The organism is Streptomyces hydrogenans (genome assembly GCF_014656075.1).
Lineage (GTDB): Bacteria > Actinomycetota > Actinomycetes > Streptomycetales > Streptomycetaceae > Streptomyces > Streptomyces hydrogenans.
The window spans coordinates 1-19,743 of the sequence record NZ_BNBS01000040.1; the positions used below are offsets into that span (position 1 = coordinate 1).

Sequence of the window (19,743 nt, forward strand, 5' to 3'; positions counted from 1 at the left end):
CGCCGATGGTACTGCAGGGGGGACCCTGTGGGAGAGTAGGACGCCGCCGAACAATCATTGTGGGAAAGCCCCGCACCATCTGGTGCGGGGCTTTTCTGCGTTCCCGGGGCATTCCGCAGCCCCAGGGCATTCCGTGGAGGGCCGGCGGCACCCGGTGCCGGGAGGGGGTCGGGGCGAGAGGTAAGGTCAGGGGTCAACGTCAGTACCGTTCCCAGCAGGAGGCCCCCGGGTGGAGGTCCAGGAGACCGAGGTCCAGACAGACCGGGTCCTCACCATCCCCAACATTCTCAGCATGGCGCGTCTTCTCGGCGTGCCGCTGTTCCTGTGGCTCATCCTCCGGCCGGAGTTCGGCGGGCCCAACAGTGACGTCTGGGCACTGGTCGTCCTGATGCTCAGCGGCGTCAGCGATTACCTCGACGGCAAGCTCGCGCGGAAGTGGAACCAGATCAGCAGCCTCGGCCGGCTGCTGGATCCCGCGGCCGACCGGCTGTACATCCTGTCCACGCTCGTCGGACTCACCTGGCGCGAGATCCTGCCACTGTGGCTGACCGCCGTTCTGCTGGCGCGCGAACTCATGCTGCTGGTCATGGTGGGAATCCTCCGCCGGCACGGTTACCCGCCGCCGCAGGTGAACTTCCTCGGGAAAGCTGCGACATTCAACCTGATGTACGCCTTCCCCTTGCTGCTTCTCAGTGACGGAACCGGCTGGCTGGCGTCACTCGCTGAAGTTTTCGGATGGGCTTTCGCCGGATGGGGTACAACTCTGTATTGGTGGGCAGGGATCCTCTACGTGGTCCAGGTCCGCCGACTCGTGAAGGCGGATACCGCGGCCGATTGAGCCCTTCCGTCCCGCGCCGTGCAGCGTCGCCGGCAGGAACGAGGACGTCCGAAGGTCAGTGACCGGACAGGGTCGGTCGGCAGGACCGTCGTCTCTTCAAGGAGGACGCTTCCGACATGAAGGCCGTCGTGATGGCCGGTGGCGAAGGAACCCGACTTCGCCCCATGACCTCGAGCATGCCCAAGCCTCTGCTGCCGGTGGTGAACCGGCCGATCATGGAGCACGTCTTGCGACTGCTCAAGAGGCACGGTCTCAACGAGACCGTCGTGACCGTACAGTTTCTCGCCTCACTCGTCAGGAACTACTTCGGCGACGGCGAGGAGCTCGGGATGGAGCTCACGTATGCCAATGAGGAGAAGCCTCTCGGCACAGCGGGCAGTGTGAAGAACGCCGAGGAAGCGTTGAAGGACGACGCCTTCCTCGTGATCTCGGGGGATGCCCTCACCGATTTCGACCTCACCGACCTGATCCGTTTCCACAAGGAGAAGGGCGCCCTCGTCACGGTCTGTCTGACGCGTGTGCCGAATCCCCTGGAATTCGGCATCACCATCGTCGACGAAGAGGGGAAGGTCGAGCGGTTCCTGGAGAAGCCGACCTGGGGACAGGTCTTCTCCGACACCGTGAACACGGGCATCTACGTGATGGAGCCCGAGGTGTTCGACTACGTCGCGGCCGACGTTTCGGTCGACTGGTCCGGTGACGTCTTCCCTCAGCTCATGAAGGAGGGCAAGCCGATCTACGGCTATGTCGCCGAGGGCTACTGGGAGGACGTCGGCACCCACGAGAGCTACGTCAAGGCACAGGCCGACGTGCTCGAGGGCAAGGTCCAGGTCGACGTCGACGGATTCGAGATCTCGCCCGGCGTCTGGGTCGCCGAAGGAGCGGAGGTCCACCCCGACGCGGTGCTGCGCGGGCCGCTGTACATCGGGGACTACGCCAAGGTCGAGGCCGGCGCCGAGATCCGCGAGCACACCGTCATCGGCTCCAACGTGGTGGTCAAGTCCGGGGCCTTCCTGCACAAGGCGGTCGTCCACGACAACGTCTACATCGGACAGCACAGCAACCTCCGCGGCTGTGTCATCGGCAAGAACACCGACGTCATGCGGGCGGCCCGGATCGAGGACGGGGCCGTCATCGGCGACGAGTGCATGATCGGCGAGGAGTCGATCGTGCAGGGCAACGTCCGGGTCTACCCCTTCAAGACCATCGAGGCCGGCGCCTTCGTCAACACCTCGGTCATCTGGGAGTCCCGCGGACAGGCCCACCTCTTCGGAGCACGCGGAGTGTCCGGGATCCTCAACGTCGAGATCACGCCCGAGCTGGCCGTGCGGCTCGCCGGCGCGTACGCGACGACGCTGAAGAAGGGCGCCACCGTCACCACCGCCCGTGACCACTCGCGTGGTGCGCGGGCGCTCAAGCGGGCCGTGATCTCCGCGCTCCAGGCCAGCGCCATCGACGTGAGGGACCTGGAGAACGTGCCCCTGCCGGTCGCCCGGCAGCAGACCGCGCGGGGGAGCGCCGGCGGGATCATGGTGCGTACCTCCCCCGGCGTGCCGGACTCGGTCGACATCATGTTCTTCGACGAGCGGGGCGCCGACCTGTCGCAGGCCCGGCAGCGGAAGCTGGACCGGGTCTACGCGCGGCAGGAGTACCGGCGGGCCTTCCCCGGGGAGATCGGGGACCTGTCCTTCCCGGCGAGCGTCTTCGACTCGTACACCGGCTCGCTGCTGCGGAACGTCGACACCACCGGGATCGCGGAGGCCGGGCTCAAGGTCGTCGTCGACGCGTCCAACGGAAGCGCGGGGCTCGTCCTGCCCAGCCTGCTGGGCCGGCTCCAGGTGGACTCGCTGACCATCAACCCGGGGCTCGACGAGTCGCGGCCGACGGAGTCCGCCGAGCGCAGGCGGGCCGGGCTGGTGCGGCTCGGGGAGATCGTGGCGTCGGCGCGGGCCGCGTTCGGAGTGCGGTTCGACCCGGTGGGCGAGCGGCTGTCGCTCGTCGACGAGCGGGGCCGGATCATCGAGGACGACCGGGCGCTGCTGGTGATGCTCGACCTGGTGGCGGCCGAGCGCCGGTCCGGGCGGGTCGCGCTGCCGGTCACCACGACCCGTATCGCCGAGCAGGTGGCGGCGTACCACGGCACCCAGGTCGAGTGGACGACCACGTCGCCCGACGACCTCACCCGGGTCGGCCGGCAGGAGTCGACGATCTTCGGTGGGGACGGGCGCGGCGGGTTCATCGTGCCCGAGTTCAGCAGCGTCTTCGACGGGGCCGCGGCCTTCGTGCGGCTGATCGGTCTGGTGGCGCGGACGCAGCTCACGCTGAGCCAGATCGACGCCCGGATCCCGCGGGCGCACGTGATCAAGCGGGACATCCCGACGCCGTGGGCGGTGAAGGGGCTCGTGATGCGGCGGGTGGTGGAGGCGGCCGGCAGCAGGTCGGTGGACACCACCGACGGCGTGCGGGTCGTGGAGGCCGACGGCCGGTGGGTGATGGTGCTGCCGGACCCCGCCGAGGCCGTCACCCATCTGTGGGCCGAGGGGCCCGACGACACCTCGGCGCAGGCGCTGCTCGACGAGTGGGCGCAGGTGGTCGAGAGCGCAGGTCGCTGACCGGATGAGGAGCGGAGGCCGGGCGGCGGCGGGACGGAGCCGCCCGGCCTTTCGTGGGGCCATTCGGCGGTAGGGCGCGCGACGTGCGACGATGTGCGGCATGTCGCAGCAGCCCCCCGTTCGGAGCACCGGTTCTCCGCCCCCGCGCCCGGACGCGTCGATGTCGCTGCTGAACAACGTCATCGACCACGCGCTGGACGACGGGTACGCGGAGGCGACCGCCCGGCGCGCGGCCGAGGGCGGTGCGCTGCCGAAGCCGCTGCGCGCCAAGCTCGGCCTGGCGGCCGGTCTCGTGCTGGCCGCGGCCGTGGTGACGGTGGGCGCGGCCGAGGCCCGGGTCTCGGCCCCCGTCGTCGCCAAGGAGCGGCAGGAGCTGATCGACCGGATCGAGGGCGAGAACACGACGGCCGACGAGCTGGAGCGGGACGTCGAGCGGATCCGCACCGAGGTCGGCGAGCGGCAGCGGGTCGCGCTGGAGGAGCACGGCGGCGACCAGACGGAGCTGGTCGCGCTGCTGTCGGGTGCCACACCCGTGCGCGGGCCCGGCGTGAAGCTCGTGGTCGACGACGCCAAGGACTCCGAGAGCGGGGGAGGCGGGCCGCGTGAGAGCGCCGGCTTCTCCGACACCGGGCGGGTGCGCGACCGCGACATGCAGCGGGTGGTCAACGGGCTGTGGGAGTCGGGCGCGGAGGCCGTGTCGATCAACGGGCAGCGGCTGACGTCGCTCTCCGCGATCCGGGCCGCCGGTGACGCCATACTCGTCGACAACCGGCCGCTCGTGCCGCCGTACACCGTGCTGGCGGTGGGGGACGGGCAGCGGCTGAGCACCGCCTTCCAGGACAGCGCCGACGGGCAGTACCTGCACGCGCTGGTGGAGAACTTCGGGATCCGCAGCGGCATCTCGGTCGAGGGCGAGCTGAGCCTGCCGGCCGCGCCGAGCCTGATCGTACGTACAGCTGAGCCGAGGGGGGCCGGGGCGGCGACGCCGTCCGGCCGGGCCACGGCCGACAAGGGGAAGGCAACACCGTGATCGCCGTACTGGGCCTGATCGTCGGAGTCGTGGCGGGACTGCTGGTCCGGCCCGAGATCCCGGCGGTCGTCGAGCCCTATCTCCCCATCGCCGTGGTCGCCGCCCTCGACGCGGTCTTCGGCGGCCTGCGGGCCATGCTCGACGGGATCTTCGTCGACAAGGTCTTCGTCGTGTCCTTCCTGTCGAACGTGGTCGTGGCCGCGCTGATCGTCTTCCTCGGCGACAAGCTCGGCGTGGGCGCGCAGCTGTCCACCGGTGTCGTCGTCGTGCTCGGCATCCGGATCTTCTCCAACGCGGCCGCGATCCGCCGCCATGTCTTCCGGGCGTGAGGCCGATGAGTGTGAATCCGAACGAGAAGCCCGAGCCGGGCGACGAGCGGGCGGAGCGTCCGGAGCCGGCGGGGAAGCCGGTGGCCGGAACGGCGCCCGGGGTGCCGGAGGCTTCCAAGGCGTCCGAGGCGTCCGAGGCGTCCGAGGCGCGGCCGGCGGCCGGTCCCGCGGAGCCGGAGGCGCGTCCCTCGGAGGGCGCTGAGAGCGCTCCCGAGGGCGCTGTGCCGTCCCCGGGAGCCGGGGCGGGCGCGGGGGCCGCGCCGGACGGGCGGCGGCGCCTCGCGGACGCCCTGTGGCCGCCGCGGGTGACGCGGGCGCAGCTCATCGTGGCGCTGCTGCTGGCCTGCCTGGGCTTCGGTCTCGCCATCCAGGTCTCCTCGACGAGCGAGGGCAGCGCGCTGCGCGGGGCCCGGCAGGAGGATCTCGTACGGATCCTGGACGAGCTCGACGACCGGACCCAGCGGCTGGAGGACGAGAAGACGCGGCTGGAGAAGCAGCGGACGGAGCTGGAGTCCAGCTCCGACCAGGCGGAGGAGGCCCGTCGGCAGACGGCGGAGAAGGAGCGGCAGCTCGGGATCCTGGCGGGCACGGTGGCCGCCGAGGGGCCGGGCATCACGCTGACCGTCTCGGACCCGGTCGGCGCGGTCGAGTCCGACATGCTCCTCGACGCCATCCAGGAGCTGCGGGCTGCCGGTGCCGAGGCGATCCAGGTCGACGGGGTGCGGGTGGTCGCGAACAGTTATTTCACAGGTGGCGGTGATGACATGCGGATCGATGGAACGCAGGTGACCGCTCCGTACGTCTTCAAGGTCATCGGCAAGCCCGAGGATCTCGAGCCCGCGCTCAACATCCCCGGTGGAGTCGTCCAGACCCTCGAGAAGGAGCAGGCCACGGCCACGGTGGAGCGGTCGGCGAAGATCGTCGTCGATGCCTTGCGACCCGCGAAGCGGCCTGACTACGCTCGGTCGTCCTCCCCGTGAGAGAGGGGGCGAGGGGTCCCGCGACATGGGCTGGAGCGTTGCGGGGGGTCGGCGCACCACAACGGTGGTGCGTGGTGGAAACTGTCCGGAGGATACGGACGTTGTGAAGGTGTCCGGGTCGGCAGGTGTGATGGATCTCGGTTCGTCCTGCCCCACGGGCGGGTCTGTTTCGGTCAAGGGGAATCGCCCGTGAAGTTGTTTGCGAAGTTGTTCGGCAAGAGCGCACGCGAGGACGGCGGCAACGCCAGGCACCGCGCGCCGCGCCACGCCCAGAGCGAGGAGCAGGGCGGCGAGCGTCCGCTCTTCCGCGACGAGGTCGGCGGCCAGGGTGGTGACATTCCGGGCGGACAGGGCGCGTCGTCTGTTGACCCCGCCGGGGCCGCGCGCATAGGTTTCGGTGAACCATCAACCTCAGGTACGGGTGGAGGGTTTACCCCCGATCCGTACGCGACCCAGACCTCCGCGGGGCAGCCGCGGCAGGAGGACGCGTCCATGCCGGTGTGCACGAGGTGCGGTCACCGCAATACGCCGGACAGCCGGTTCTGTTCCCACTGCGGCACGCCGCTGCGGGGCGGGGTCGCCGCCGAGCGTCCCTCCGAGACGACGTCGACGATCTCGATCTCGGGCCTGGAGGCGTACGACGCGGAGACCACCGGCCAGATCGCGATGCCGGCGCTGTCCCCCGAGGCCCTCGCGGCCGTCGAGGCGCTGCCGCCGGGTTCCGCGCTCCTGGTGGTGCGCCGCGGTCCGAACTCGGGCAGCCGCTTCCTCCTGGACGGCGAGCTGACGACGGCCGGCCGGCATCCGCAGAGCGACATCTTCCTGGACGACTTCACGGTCTCCCGGAGGCACGTCGAGTTCCGCAGGCGTCAGGACGGCAGCTTCACGGTCGCCGACGTGGGCAGCCTCAACGGCACCTACCTCAACCGTGAGCCGATCGATTCGGACATCGTGCTGAACAACGGCGACGAGGTGCAGATCGGCAAGTACCGGCTGGTCTTCTACGCGAGCCAGCGAGGCGTCTGACACGCCTGGCGGAGATCCTTCAGGAAAGGTCCATGGTGCGAACACCGACGGGCGGTGCCGGATCCGGCACCGCCACCGCGGGCGACCGGCTGGTGAGTATCGGCACCGTGCTGAACCAGCTGCGGGACGAGTTTCCCGAAGTGACGATCTCCAAGATCCGCTTCCTGGAGGCCGAGGGGCTCGTCGAGCCCCGGCGTACGGCCTCCGGGTACCGGAAGTTCAGCCCGGAGGACGTGGAGCGGCTCGCCGCGGTCCTGCGGATGCAGCGGGACCACTATCTTCCGCTGAAGGTCATCCGGGAGCACCTCGACGCCCTCGCCCGCGGCGAGCAGGTGAAGCTCCCGGCGCCCGGCCGGCGGCGTGATCTGCTGGACGGGCTGCTCGACGGCCCGGCGGACGACGAGGGCGACGAGCGGCCGACCGCCGCGCGGCTGGGCCGTGCCGAGCTGGTGGCCGCGGCCGGGGTGACCGAGGCCGAGCTGGTGGAGTGGGAGTCGTACGGCCTGATCTGCGAGAGCGAGGGCGGCGGCTACGACGCGGAGAGCGTCAACGTGGCGCGGATCGTGGCCGATCTCGGGCGGTTCGGGCTGGAGCCCCGGCACCTGCGGGCCGTGAAGGCGTCGGCGGACCGGGAGGCCGGTCTGATCGAGCAGGTCGTCGCGCCGCTGAGGCGGCACCGCAACCCGCAGACCAGGGCGCATGCCGAGGAGACGGCCGCCGATCTGGCGCAGCTGTCGGTGCGGCTGCACGCCGCGCTGGTGCAGACGGCGCTCGGCGTACGGCTCCAGTGACCGGTGCGGAGGGCTTCGGGCGCGGGGTCGCGGAGGCGCTGAGCGGGGGCCCGACTATCCAAACCGGTCGGGCACGTCCTAGGGTTGCTGTGTGAACGAGCTCGACGTTGTGGGTGTCCGGGTGGAAATGCCCTCCAACCAGCCGATCGTGCTCCTGCGCGAAGTGGGAGGCGACCGGTACCTTCCCATCTGGATCGGACCCGGCGAGGCGACCGCGATCGCCTTCGCCCAGCAGGGCATGGCGCCGCCCAGGCCGCTGACGCACGACCTGTTCAAGGACGTGCTGGAGGCGGTGGGGCAGGAGCTGACCCAGGTGCGCATCACCGACCTGCGGGACGGGGTCTTCTACGCCGAGCTGGTCTTCGCCAGCGGCGTGGAGGTGAGTGCGCGGCCGTCCGACGCGATAGCCCTGGCGCTGCGGACCGGTTCGCCGATCTTCGGCAGCGACGGCGTCCTCGACGACGCCGGGATCGCGATCCCCGACGAGCAGGAGGACGAGGTGGAGAAGTTCCGCGAGTTCCTCGATCAGATCTCGCCGGAGGACTTCGGGAGTCAGTGACGGGAGGGCTCCCGCGTGCCGCCGCGGCGGTGCGTGCGAGGGGCGACCGAGGAGCGCTGTCGGCGCATTCGAGTAGCCTTTCCCCGGAGTGGGATACGTGAAACCACTCTCTGGGTGATTATCACTCGGCGTGCCGAGTGTGGCGATCGTTGACGCACCCCTAGCGACTGCCTACCTTCGAGTGGGCAGGTCAAGGACGGAGGGTCGGCGTGATGAGCAGCGCGGACGGTACGGCAGGGAGCTCGCTCGGACGTCCGTCCGGGGAGAGCGCCGCGTATCCGCTTCACGGCAGTGTGGGCGACTTCGGCGCGGAGCGGGACGCCGGGGTGGCGGACGAGGCGATCGGGTACCGCGGTCCCACGGCCTGCGCGGCCGCCGGCATCACCTACCGCCAACTGGACTACTGGGCGCGCACCGGGCTCGTCGAGCCGAGCGTGCGGCCCGCGTACGGCTCCGGGACGCAGCGGCTGTACAGCTTCCGTGACGTCGTCGTCCTGAAGATCGTGAAGCGGTTCCTCGACACGGGGGTCGCGCTGCAGAACATCCGGGCCGCCGTGCAGCACCTGCGCGCCCGGGGTTTCCGCGATCTGGAGCGGATGACGCTGATGAGCGACGGGGCGACCGTCTACGAGTGCTCCTCGCCGGACGAGGTGGTCTCGCTGCTCCAGGGTGGGCAGGGGGTCTTCGGCATCGCGGTGGGCGTCGTCTGGCGGGACGTCGAGGCGGCGCTCTCGCAGCTGCACGGGGAGCGTGTGGACACCGGCGAGACGCTGGTGGGGCACAACCCGCAGGACGAGCTGGCGCGGCGCCGGCGCGACCGGGCCGTCTGAGGTTCTTCCGGGAGCCGGTGCGGGCGGGGCCCGTACCGGCGATTGTCAGTGGCGTGAGGCAGCATCGGAGACGTGAGAGCCGCCCCCACGATCCTGCATCTGGACATGGATGCCTTCTTCGCCGCCGCCGAGCAGGCGTCGAAGCCGAGTCTGCGCGGCAAGCCGGTGGTCGTGGGCGGTCTCGGGCCGCGTGGTGTGGTGGCGACGGCGTCGTACGAGGCGCGGCGCTTCGGGGTGCATTCGGCGATGCCGATGGGGCAGGCGCGGCGGCTCGCGCCCAACGCCGCGTATCTGGTGCCGCGCTTCGCGTTCTACCGGGCGATCAGCGGGCAGGTGATGGAGCTCCTCGGGCGGTTGTCGCCGCTGGTGGAGCCGCTGAGCCTGGACGAGGCGTTCGTGGATCTGGAGGCCGGGGGGCTGGCGGACGACAGCGCGGGCGCGCGGGCGGTGGGGGAGCGGCTGCGGGCGGAGATCCTGGCGACGACCGGGCTGACCGGGTCGGTGGGGCTCGCGGGGTCCAAGATGCTGGCGAAGATCGCGTCGGAGGAGGCGAAGCCGGACGGACTGGTGCTGATCGAGCCGGGGACGGAGCGGGCACTGCTGGCGCCCCGTTCGGTGCGGATCATCCCGGGGGTGGGGCCGGCCACCGGTGACCATCTGCGGCGGGCCGGGATCACGACGGTCGCCGAGGTGGTGGAGGCGGGCGAGGACGAGCTCGTACGGATCCTGGGGCGGTCGCACGGGGCCTCGCTGTACCGGATGGCGCGGGGGCACGACGACCGGCCCGTGGTGGCCGAGCGGGACGCGAAGTCGGTCTCGGTGGAGGACACCTTCGACATCGACCTGCACGACCGGCTGCGGATCCGGCTGGAGGTCGAGCGGCTGGCGGAGCGGTGCGTGACGAGGCTGCGGGGCTCGGGGCACTCGGGGCGGACGATCGTGCTGAAGGTGCGGCGGTACGACTTCTCGACGCTGACGCGGTCGGAGACGCTGCGGGGGCCCACGGACGATCCGCTGGTGGTGCGGGAGGCGGCGGAGCGGCTGCTGGAGCTGGTGGACACGACGGGCGGGGTGCGGCTGCTGGGCGTCGGAGTGAGCGGGCTGGCCGATTACACGCAGGAGGACCTGTTCGCGCAGGCCGGGGCGGAGGCGGGGACGTCGGCGGGTGGGGAGGCGGCGGAGGCCGTCGTCGCCGAGGAGCCGGCCGAGCGTCCGGCCGTGGCTCCGGCCGCGGTGCCGCCGGCGGCCGGGACCGCGTCGCGGCGGTGGGCCCCGGGGCACGACGTGCGGCACGCGGTGCTCGGGGCGGGCTGGGTGCAGGGCAGCGGGCTCGGCCGGGTCACCGTCCGTTTCGAGGAGCCGGGGAGTACGGCTCCGGGGCGGGTGCGGACCTTCACGGTGGACGATCCGGAGCTGGAGCCGGCCGATCCGCTGCCGCTGGTGCCGGGCGGGGTGACGGGGGCGGAGGGGGCCGCCCCGGTCGTCCGCGCGGGTGAGTGAGCCCGTTCCGGGCGGGCCGGACGGGCTCCGTACGGGATCCTCGGGGCCGCGTCCGCTACGCGGCGTCGTCCTGGCCGGCGAGCCGTCCGAAATCGGGGATCCGGTCCGGCGGGGGCGGCAGCGTCAGCTCGTAATGGCGGTAGAGCTGGAGCTCCTGCTCGGGGGAGAGGTGGCGGCCCACGCCGAAGTCCGGCGCGTCCTTGATCAGGGAGCGCTCGAAGGGGATGTGGAGGCCGTCGTCGGCCAGCTCGCTCGGCTCCAGCGGGACGAAGGCGTCCCTGCTGAACAGGCCGGTGCGGACGGCCGCCCACTCGGGGATGCCGGTCGCGTCGTCCAGGTACACCTCGTCCACGGTTCCGATCTTGTGTCCGTTCCGGTCGAACGCCTTGCGGCCGATCAGGCTGCGCGGATCGATGTCGGTCTGCACGGTCCCTCCAACTGGTCGCAACTGCTCTACACCCCTACGAAAGTGCACAACTGGGATGTCGGCCACTTGAGCGATGAGGGCGACAACGGCGCTGGTAGGCTGGCTGTGGCTGTCGACACCGTGCGGGAGAGTCCATCGGAGAAGGTTTCCGGTGGCGCCGAAGGAGCAAATCCTCCCCGGAATCTCTCAGGCACCCGGTACCGCGCGGGCGAGGTCACTCTGGAAAGCAGGGCGGGAGTCCGACGGCATCCGCTCTCACCGACGGTGAAAGCCGGCGTGCCCACGGGCATGCCGGTGAAGCTCTCAGGTTGAGATGACAGAGGGGGAGGCCGTCCGGGCACCCGCGCCGTGGTGCCCCTCGCAGGTCGTGACGACCAGGAGGCCCCCGCATCATGACCGCCAACCGCACCCCGCTCTCCGAGCTCGAGCAGGGCATCCCCTTCGAGCAGCGGCACATCGGACCCGACGCCGAGGCGCGGGCCAAGATGCTCGCCCAGGTCGGCTACGGCTCCCTCGACGAGCTGACGGCCGCCGCGGTGCCGGACGTCATCAAGAACGCCGAGGCGCTGGACCTGCCCGGCGCCCGCACCGAGGCCCAGGTCCTCGCCGAGCTGCGCACCCTCGCCGGCCGCAACGAGGTCCTCGCCCCGATGATCGGCCTGGGCTACTACGGCACCTTCACGCCGCCGGTCATCCTCCGCAACGTCATGGAGAACCCGGCCTGGTACACGGCGTACACGCCCTACCAGCCGGAGATCTCGCAGGGCCGCCTGGAGGCGCTGCTCAACTTCCAGACGATGGTCGCGGACCTCACCGGTCTGCCGACCTCCGGCGCCTCCCTGCTCGACGAGGGCACCGCCGCCGCCGAGGCCATGTCGCTCGCGCGCCGCGTCGGCAAGGTGAAGAACGGCGTCTTCCTCGTCGACGCCGACGCCCTGCCGCAGACCATCGCCGTCATCGAGACCCGCGCCGAGCCGACGGGCGTCGAGGTCGTCGTCGCCGACCTCTCCGAGGGCATCCCGGCCGAGATCGCCGAGCGCGGCGTCTTCGGCGTGCTGATCCAGTACCCCGGTGCCTCCGGTGGCGTCCGCGACATCAAGCCGCTGATCGACGCCGCCCACGAGCTCGGCGCGATCGTGACCGTCGCCGCCGACCTGCTCGCGCTCACCCTGCTCGTCTCGCCCGGCTCGCTCGGCGCCGACATCGCCGTCGGCACCACCCAGCGCTTCGGCGTCCCGATGGGCTTCGGCGGCCCGCACGCCGGCTACATGGCCGTCCAGGACAAGCACGCCCGCTCGCTGCCCGGCCGCCTCGTCGGCGTCTCCGTCGACGCCGACGGCAACAAGGCGTACCGCCTCGCCCTGCAGACCCGCGAGCAGCACATCCGCCGCGAGAAGGCCACCAGCAACATCTGCACCGCGCAGGTGCTCCTCGCCGTCATGGCCGGCATGTACGCCGTCTACCACGGCCCGGACGGCCTGAAGCAGATCGCGCAGCGCACCCACCGGTACGCGGCGGTCCTGGCCGCCGGTCTGACCGCCGGGGGCGTCGAGCTCACCCAGGGCGCCTTCTTCGACACGCTCACCGCCCGGGTGCCGGGCCGTGCCGACGCCGTCGTCGCCGCCGCCCGCGAGGCCGGCGTCAACGTGTACCGCGTCGACGCCGACCAGGTCTCGATCTCCTGCGACGAGACCACCGGCCGCGAGCAGCTCGCCGCCGTCTGGGCCGCCTTCGGCGTGACCGGCGACGTCGAGGCGCTGGACGCCGCCACCGAGGACGGCATCCCGGCCGGCCTGCTGCGCTCCGACGCGTACCTGACCCACCCGGTCTTCCACGCGCACCGCTCCGAGACCGCGATGCTGCGCTACCTGCGCCGCCTCTCCGACCGCGACTACGCGCTCGACCGCGGCATGATCCCGCTCGGCTCCTGCACCATGAAGCTGAACGCGACCACCGAGATGGAGCCGGTGACCTGGCCCGAGTTCGGCCAGATCCACCCCTTCGCGCCGATCGACCAGGCCCAGGGCTACGTCACGCTCATCACCGAGCTGGAGGAGCGCCTGGCCGAGGTCACCGGCTACGACAAGGTCTCGATCCAGCCGAACGCCGGTTCGCAGGGCGAGCTGGCCGGTCTCCTCGCGGTCCGCGCCTACCACCGCGCCAACGGCGACGAGCAGCGCACCATCTGTCTCATCCCGTCCTCCGCGCACGGCACCAACGCCGCCTCCGCGGTGATGGCCGGCATGAAGGTCGTCGTCGTGAAGACCGCCGAGGACGGCGAGGTCGACGTCGAGGACCTGCGCGCCAAGATCGCGCAGTACCGCGACGAGCTCTCCGTGCTGATGATCACCTACCCGTCGACGCACGGCGTCTTCGAGGAGCACGTCGCCGACATCTGCGCCGAGGTCCACGAGGCCGGCGGCCAGGTGTACGTCGACGGCGCCAACCTCAACGCCCTGGTCGGCCTCGCCAAGCCGGGCCACTTCGGCGGCGACGTCTCGCACCTCAACCTGCACAAGACCTTCTGCATCCCGCACGGCGGCGGCGGCCCCGGCGTCGGCCCGGTCGGCGTCCGCGCCCACCTCGCGCCGTACCTGCCGAACCACCCGCTCCAGCCCACCGCGGGCCCGGAGACCGGTGTCGGCCCGATCTCGGCCGCCCCGTGGGGCTCGGCCGGCATCCTGCCGATCTCGTGGACGTACGTCCGCCTGATGGGCGGCGAGGGCCTCAAGCGCGCCACCCAGGTCGCCGTCCTCGCGGCGAACTACATCGCCAAGCGCCTGGAGCCGCACTACCCGGTGCTGTACACGGGCCCCGCCGGGCTCGTCGCCCACGAGTGCATCGTCGACCTGCGGCCGCTGACCAAGGCGACCGGCGTCACCGTCGACGACATCGCCAAGCGCCTGATCGACTACGGCTTCCACGCGCCGACCATGTCCTTCCCGGTCGCCGGCACGCTGATGATCGAGCCGACCGAGTCCGAGGACCTGGCCGAGCTGGACCGCTTCTGCGACACGATGATCGCGATCCGCGCCGAGATCGAGAAGGTCGGCTCCGGCGAGTGGCCCGCCGAGGACAACCCGCTGCGCAACGCCCCGCACACCGCGGCCGCGCTCGGCGGCGAGTGGGCGCACGCCTACGACCGTGACGTGGCGGTCTTCCCGGCCGGCGTCTCGGCCGCCGACAAGTACTGGCCGCCGGTCCGCCGCATCGACGGCGCCTTCGGCGACCGGAACCTGGTCTGCTCCTGCCCGCCGCTGGACGAGTACGACCACTGACCGCCGGCGTGACAGAGGGCCGGTCCGGAGTCTCCTCCGGGCCGGCCCTCGGCGCTGCCCGCGCCGTGCCTCAGGCGGCCGTCGTCACCCGGCCCGTCGTGAGCGGCCGGTGCGGCGCGATGATCTGCCCGTCCGGCAGCAGTTCGCCGGTGTCCTCGAAGAGCAGGACACCGTTGCACAGCAGGCTCCACCCCTGCTCCGGGTGGCACGCCACCGGGGCGGCGGCCTCACGGTCGGCGGAGTCGGCGGTGGGACAGGCAGGCTGGTGCTGGCACATGGGTGGGTTCTTTCGCTGCGTCGTGGTGGATGTCCTGCGGCTGTTCGCGCTCATGGCCGCCCCCGTCGGTCGGTTCGGTTCCGGTCCCAGTCTTGCCGCACGGACGGCCTTCCGTAGGGATTTCGCGTCAGCTCGTCCTCTCCCGGGAAGACGCATCACCCGCAGGGGCGGTTCAGGTCAACGCCCCCGTCCTTTCGGGTGGTTCGGGGTGGCCCGAGCGGGCTAGTCCGTCCGGGAGGGGTGTTCGGGGTGGGTGTTCGGACGGTGGGTCCGGGCGTGCGAGGGATGGGGGAGCACCTGTTCCGGACAGGGGTGCGCCCCGTGACCCGGGTGGGTCACGGGGCGCGGGGCGCGGGCCGGATCAGGCGGACGCCGCGGATCCGAGGAGCGGCGGCGGTGCGAGGCGGGTGCTGAGCACGGGCAGCAGATCGGCCACCCGGTAGGGGCGGTTGGCGGCGATGCCGGGCGGCGCGGGGGCGAGCGGCACCAGCACGTCGGCGGACTCCGCGCCCGGCTCCGTACCGTCCGGGTCCTGCTCCGCGTGCAGCCACAGCGTGAGCATGTACAGCTCCGGCACCGAGAGCAGCCGCGGCTGGTACGTGCCCGGCAGCGCCTCGGCCTGGACCAGTGCCCGCTCCGTGGCGGCCACGTACGGTCCCTCGAAGAAGTGCGAGAAGGACCAGCCGTCCGGTGTGAGCATGGTGTCCGCGGCGGCGACGGCCCGGTCCCCGCTCCGGATCAGGAACCGCCAGCCGACGAGCCGGGTGCCCGGCTCGTGCCCGGGGGCCTCGGAGATCCTCAGCACGTGGACGGGCAGCGGGAGTTCGGGACACAGCGGTCCGGAAGCGGCCCGCAGGGCCGGGGTGCGGGCCTCTCGGACGGCCGTGGGCGAGCCGAGTGCCGCGAGGACACTGCGGAGGGCCGGCGCGGGGGCCGGGGAGGGTCGGAGCATCGTGTGGGTCGCCTCTCGCTCAGGAGACACGGGGATACGGGTACAGGTGCGGGTCCTGGTAAGGGCCTTGGTACGGGTCCTGGTAAGGGTCTTCTTGCGGGTCCTGGTACGGGGACGCGGCTGCGGCCGGGTACGACGGCGCTGTCGGCGGCGGGGGCGGAGCGGGGGGCCACGGGTCGTGGCCGGTCGCCGGCGCTCTGCCTCGTCCGCGGAGTTTATACGACACGTGTTCAGTGATTGTTTCCGCTAGACCGCGCCGATATTCCTGACAAGGTGTCATCCGGTCGTATCCGGCCGGTCGTCGGGCGCAATCGGAGCGAGGACAGGATCTCCGTCCTCACATTCCCCGGCAAGCCGGACGTAGGAATTCCGAAAGCCGCGCCGCCCGTACCGGGGAGGCAATATGACATTGGTATATGTCGACGACCCGTTCCGGAGGTGAGGGTTCGCGCGCGCGGCGACAGGTTCGTACCAGACTATCCGTGGAGCGGCCGGAAACGCAGGCGTTGTCGATCAGTGGCGTGGGCATCATCGTCCGTACGCGCGGCCCCGCCCGGTGGCCGCCCACGCGGGAGGGACGCCTCGATGGGGGAGAAGGTCGTGACGGACGGGTTCGGCCCGGCCGACCGGCAGCGCTACCGGCGCAAGCTCCAGCAGTGTCTGGCGGGGCTGGCCCGGCTCCTCGCGGAGCAGCGGTTCGACCGCCCGCGCAACCTCATGGGCGTCGAGATCGAACTCAATCTCGCGGGCTCCGACGGACTCCCCCGGATGCTGAACGGCGCCGTCCTCGAAAAGATCGCCAGCACCGATTTCCAGACCGAACTCGGAATGTTCAACCTGGAAGTGAACATCGCCCCGCGCCGGCTCGGCGGCCACGTTTTCGACCGGCTCGCGGAAGAGCTGAGAACCGGACTGGGATATGCCGACCGGCAGGCCGCCGAACTCGACGCCGGCATCCTCATGATCGGCATACTCCCGACCCTCTCCCAGCGCGATCTGGTCTTCGAGAACCTTTCCTCCGCGGACCGCTACGCGCTGCTCAACGACCAGATCCTCGTCGCCCGCGGAGAACGGATCACGCTCGACATCCAGGGCGTCGAAACGCTCCGGCACACCTCCGAGTCGATCATCGCGGAGGCCGCCTGCACCTCGGTGCAGCTCCACCTCCAGGTCACGCCGGCCCGCTTCTCCTCCGTCTGGAACGCCGCCCAGGCCGTCGCCGGGGTGCAGATAGCCCTCGGCGCCAACTCGCCGTTCGTCTTCGGCCGCGAGGTGTGGCGCGAGTCCCGCCCGCCGCTCTTCACCCAGGCCACCGACACCCGTCCGCCCGAACTCCAGTCCCAGGGCGTCCGGCCGCGCACCTGGTTCGGGGAGCGGTGGGTGGACTCGGTCTACGACCTCTTCGAGGAGAACGTGCGGTACTTCCCCTCCCTGCTGCCGCTGTGCGACGAGGAGGACCCGCTGCGGGTGCTCGACGACGGCGGGGTGCCGCAGCTCAAGGAGCTCGTCCTGCACAACGGCACGGTGTACCGCTGGAACCGGCCGGTCTACGGCTGGGTCGACGGCGTCCCGCACCTGAGGGTGGAGAACCGCGTCCTGCCCGCCGGGCCCACGGTCACCGACGTCCTCGCCAACGCCGCCTTCTACTACGGGCTCGTCCGCTCCCTCGCCGACGACCCGCGCCCGCTGTGGAAGCGGATGGCCTTCGAGGACGCGGAGGCCAACTTCGACGCGGCCTGCCGGCACGGCATCGAGGCGGAGCTGCGCTGGCCCCGGGCCGGACGCGCGGGCGGGACGGCGACCCAGCCCGCCGTGCGCCTCGTCCTCGACGAGCTGCTGCCGCTGGCCGCGGCGGGGCTCGACGCCTGGCACATCGACCCGGCGGACCGCGACTTCTACCTGGGCGTCATCGAGCAGCGGTGCCGCCGCCGGGTGAACGGCGCGTCCTGGCAGGCCGACACCTTCCACCAGGCCCTGGACTCCGGCCTCGACCGCGAGGCGGCACTGGCCGCGACCACCCGGCGGTACCGCGAGCTGATGCTGGAGGGCGAACCGGTGCACACGTGGAAGGTGGGGATCGCGGGGGGCTGAGCGGGCGGGGGCCGGGCCGCGTTGGCGTCGGGCGAGTCGGCGGGGTGGACGGAGGCGCTGTCCTGGGGCGGGGGCCGGTGCCGGACGCGTTCTCGGGCGGGACGGCGCTTCGGATGTCTTCCGGGCGTGGACGCGCGCCCGGGGCGTGCCTCTCGGCCGGATGGGGTCCCGGGTGCGTTCCGGGCCCTGGATGGCGTTCCGGGGGTGCCGTCGCGCATGATCGTCGTGAGGGGGGCCGCGGGCCGGTCCCCGCCGGTGGTCGTGCGGGACGGGAACGGGAGACGGTGTGGTGTCGGAACAACGGGTCGTGGACGCCGGCCCGCCGCCGGGCGGTCTGTCGCGGCGGGTGCTGCGCTCCGAGACCCTCATCGTGCTGGCGCTCTCGCTCGGCGCGAGCGCGGTCTCCTCGCTCATCAGCTTCATCGGCTCGCTGACCAGGCCCGGCGCGCTCAAGGAACAGGCGGCCACCCTCAACGGCTCGTACGCCCCCGGGCGTCCCTGGCTCGACCTCACCTGGCAGCTCTTCGGCATCGCCACGGCCCTCGTGCCGGTCGTCCTCGTCGCCCACCTGCTGATGCGGGAGGGGTCCGGGATGCGGGCCATCGGCTTCGACCGGACCCGGCCCTGGCCCGACCTCGGGCGCGGGACGCTCGTGGCCGCCGGCATCGGCAGCGCGGGCCTCGCCTTCTACCTCGCGGCGCGCGCCTCCGGCTTCAACCTCACGGTGGTTCCCGAGTCGCTGCCCGACGTGTGGTGGAAGTACCCCGTCCTGATCCTCTCGGCGATCCAGAACTCCGTCCTGGAGGAGGTCATCGTCGTCGGCTACCTGCTGCGGCGGCTGGACCAGCTGGGATGGTCGCCGAAGGGCGCGCTGGTCGCGAGCGCGGTGCTGCGCGGCTCGTACCACCTCTACCAGGGCATCGGCGGCTTCATCGGCAACATGGTCATGGGCGTCGTCTTCGTGCTGCTCTACCGGCGCTGGGGCCGGGTGGGCCCGCTGGTGGTCGCCCACGCGCTGCTCGACATCGTGGCCTTCGTCGGCTACGGGCTGCTGGCGGGGAAGGTGGACTGGCTGCCCACCGTGTGAGCGGGACGAGGCCGGAGCGGCGGAGGGCCGGTCCCGGAGGTCGCGGGGCGGAGGCCGGAGGTCGGAGTGCGGAGGGGCGTGCGGCGGTGGAGCCGTACGCCCCTCCGGTGCGTCCGGGACCGGGTCAGGCGTGCAGCTCGCCGTCGATGACCGTCACGGCGCGGCCGGTGAGCAGGGTGCGGTCGCCGCGCAGGCGGGTGCGGACCAGGCCCGTGCGGGCGCCGCCCTGGAAGCCGGTGAGGTCGTCGCGGCCGAGGCGGGCCGACCAGTACGGGGCGAGCGCGGTGTGGGCGCTGCCGGTGACGGGGTCCTCGTCGATGCCGACGGACGGGAAGAAGCCGCGCGAGACGAAGTCGTAGCCGGCCCGCGGGTCGGCGGCGCGCGCGGTGGTGATCACGCCGCGTGCCGAGTGGGCCCTGAGCGCCGCGTGGTCGGGGGTCAGGCCGCGGACGGCGGCCTCGTCGCGCAGCTCGACCACGAGGTCGCCGACGTGCGCGGCCGTGTCGTGGACGGCGACGACCTCCGCCCCGAGCGCCTCCGCCAGGCCCGCCGGGACCGGCGCGGGGGCGAGCGAGGAGGTCGGGAAGTCCAGGGTGATGTCGCCGTCCGCCCCGGTGACGGCGCCGAGGACGCCCGAGCGGGTCGCGAAGCGGACCGGGCCGGACGCCACGCCGGTGGTGTGCAGGACGTGGGCGGTGGCGAGGGTGGCGTGCCCGCACATGTCGACCTCGGTGGTCGGGGTGAACCAGCGCAGCGCCCAGTCGGCCTCGCCGCCCGCGGGCAGCGGGTGCGCGAAGGCGGTCTCGGAGAGGTTGACCTCGGCGGCCACCTTCTGGAGCCAGGAGTCGTCCGGGAAGGCGGCGGGGGAGCCGGACGAACCGGGGGAGTCGGAGGTGTCGAGGAGGACGACTCCGGCGGGGTTGCCGGAGAAGGGCCGGTCGGTGAAGGCGTCGACGATTCGGATGCGCATGGTGCGGACGGTACCGGGGGGCCGGAGGAGCGGGCCAAGGCCAATCCGGGGTGTCTGGCCTCGATGGGCCGGTTTCGGGTGGTGGGTTGTTCGGTTGCTTGCTCGCCGAACAGTTCCGATATATCGTTGAGGCATCGCGACAGTTCAACGATGACTCTCACGGAAG

At 71.8% G+C, this 19,743-nt stretch carries 17 protein-coding genes and 2 riboswitches; of the genes, 13 read left to right on the forward strand and 4 right to left on the reverse strand.

Annotation, left to right across the window (positions count from 1 at the left end; translation table 11 throughout):
- Positions 1-229 precede the first annotated feature (229 nt).
- From clsA to IE321_RS18530, 10 genes are all read left to right on the forward strand, one after another.
- Positions 230-838 carry a cardiolipin synthase ClsA gene (gene clsA / locus IE321_RS18485; RefSeq protein WP_043229461.1) on the forward strand — a complete coding sequence of 203 codons (609 nt, stop codon included), beginning with the start codon at positions 230-232 and terminating at the stop codon, positions 836-838.
- A gap of 116 nt (positions 839-954) precedes the next feature.
- Positions 955-3,450, forward strand: a complete 2,496-nt coding sequence (locus tag IE321_RS18490; RefSeq protein WP_043229460.1) for a mannose-1-phosphate guanyltransferase — start codon at positions 955-957, stop codon at positions 3,448-3,450.
- Positions 3,451-3,550: 100 nt separating this feature from the next.
- Positions 3,551-4,480, forward strand: coding sequence for a DUF881 domain-containing protein (locus IE321_RS18495; protein WP_229916445.1), 930 nt, complete (start codon positions 3,551-3,553; stop codon positions 4,478-4,480).
- A complete protein-coding gene (locus tag IE321_RS18500) occupies positions 4,477-4,809 on the forward strand; it encodes a small basic family protein (protein WP_030492461.1) in 333 nt (110 codons plus the stop codon). Before IE321_RS18495 ends, IE321_RS18500 begins: the two co-directional genes overlap by 4 nt.
- Positions 4,810-4,814: 5 nt before the next feature.
- Complete coding sequence (locus IE321_RS18505; protein ID WP_190223744.1) at positions 4,815-5,789, forward strand: DUF881 domain-containing protein; 975 nt, start codon at positions 4,815-4,817, stop codon at positions 5,787-5,789.
- Between the two features lie 81 nt (positions 5,790-5,870).
- Complete coding sequence (locus IE321_RS18510) at positions 5,871-6,815, forward strand: FHA domain-containing protein (protein WP_079022385.1); 945 nt, start codon at positions 5,871-5,873, stop codon at positions 6,813-6,815.
- Between the two features lie 32 nt (positions 6,816-6,847).
- Positions 6,848-7,606 carry a transcriptional regulator FtsR gene (gene ftsR, locus IE321_RS18515; protein ID WP_190223745.1) on the forward strand — a complete coding sequence of 253 codons (759 nt, stop codon included), beginning with the start codon at positions 6,848-6,850 and terminating at the stop codon, positions 7,604-7,606.
- A gap of 91 nt (positions 7,607-7,697) precedes the next feature.
- Positions 7,698-8,165 carry a bifunctional nuclease family protein gene (locus IE321_RS18520; protein ID WP_030492457.1) on the forward strand — a complete coding sequence of 156 codons (468 nt, stop codon included), beginning with the start codon at positions 7,698-7,700 and terminating at the stop codon, positions 8,163-8,165.
- Positions 8,166-8,377: 212 nt separating this feature from the next.
- Positions 8,378-8,995, forward strand: coding sequence for a MerR family transcriptional regulator (locus IE321_RS18525; protein ID WP_190223746.1), 618 nt, complete (start codon positions 8,378-8,380; stop codon positions 8,993-8,995).
- A gap of 72 nt (positions 8,996-9,067) precedes the next feature.
- Entirely contained in the window at positions 9,068-10,495 is a 1,428-nt protein-coding gene (locus tag IE321_RS18530; RefSeq protein WP_190223747.1) for a DNA polymerase IV, read from the forward strand.
- Between the two features lie 55 nt (positions 10,496-10,550).
- Here the strand turns inward: IE321_RS18530 and IE321_RS18535 are convergent, their stop codons facing one another.
- Positions 10,551-10,922 (reverse strand): PRC-barrel domain-containing protein, encoded by a 372-nt coding sequence (locus IE321_RS18535; RefSeq protein WP_043229451.1) that lies wholly within the window; start codon positions 10,920-10,922, stop codon positions 10,551-10,553.
- A gap of 113 nt (positions 10,923-11,035) precedes the next feature.
- Positions 11,036-11,135, forward strand: a riboswitch (glycine riboswitch).
- A riboswitch (glycine riboswitch) is annotated at positions 11,136-11,252 on the forward strand. It abuts the riboswitch before it with no gap.
- A gap of 62 nt (positions 11,253-11,314) precedes the next feature.
- Here IE321_RS18535 and gcvP point away from each other — a divergent pair.
- Positions 11,315-14,200 carry an aminomethyl-transferring glycine dehydrogenase gene (gene gcvP, locus IE321_RS18540; protein ID WP_190223748.1) on the forward strand — a complete coding sequence of 962 codons (2,886 nt, stop codon included), beginning with the start codon at positions 11,315-11,317 and terminating at the stop codon, positions 14,198-14,200.
- A 70-nt stretch (positions 14,201-14,270) separates the two neighbouring features.
- On the opposite strand, the gene IE321_RS18545 is transcribed toward gcvP, so the two are convergent.
- Together IE321_RS18545 and IE321_RS18550 are read right to left on the reverse strand one after the other, a co-directional pair.
- Positions 14,271-14,477: a DUF5999 family protein gene (locus IE321_RS18545; protein WP_043229447.1), complete on the reverse strand. Its 207-nt coding sequence runs from the start codon at positions 14,475-14,477 to the stop codon at positions 14,271-14,273.
- 361 nt (positions 14,478-14,838) lie between these two features.
- Positions 14,839-15,429: a hypothetical protein gene (locus tag IE321_RS18550; RefSeq protein ID WP_043229445.1), complete on the reverse strand. Its 591-nt coding sequence runs from the start codon at positions 15,427-15,429 to the stop codon at positions 14,839-14,841.
- 585 nt (positions 15,430-16,014) lie between these two features.
- Here IE321_RS18550 and IE321_RS18555 point away from each other — a divergent pair.
- Together IE321_RS18555 and IE321_RS18560 are read left to right on the forward strand one after the other, a co-directional pair.
- Positions 16,015-17,520, forward strand: coding sequence for a glutamate-cysteine ligase family protein (locus IE321_RS18555; RefSeq protein WP_043229444.1), 1,506 nt, complete (start codon positions 16,015-16,017; stop codon positions 17,518-17,520).
- A 289-nt stretch (positions 17,521-17,809) separates the two neighbouring features.
- Positions 17,810-18,607: a CPBP family intramembrane glutamic endopeptidase gene (locus IE321_RS18560; RefSeq protein WP_226651793.1), complete on the forward strand. Its 798-nt coding sequence runs from the start codon at positions 17,810-17,812 to the stop codon at positions 18,605-18,607.
- Positions 18,608-18,731: 124 nt separating this feature from the next.
- Here IE321_RS18560 and IE321_RS18565 read toward each other — a convergent pair whose 3' ends face one another.
- A complete protein-coding gene (locus tag IE321_RS18565; RefSeq protein WP_190223749.1) occupies positions 18,732-19,577 on the reverse strand; it encodes a PhzF family phenazine biosynthesis protein in 846 nt (281 codons plus the stop codon).
- Between the last annotated feature and the right edge of the window lie 166 nt (positions 19,578-19,743).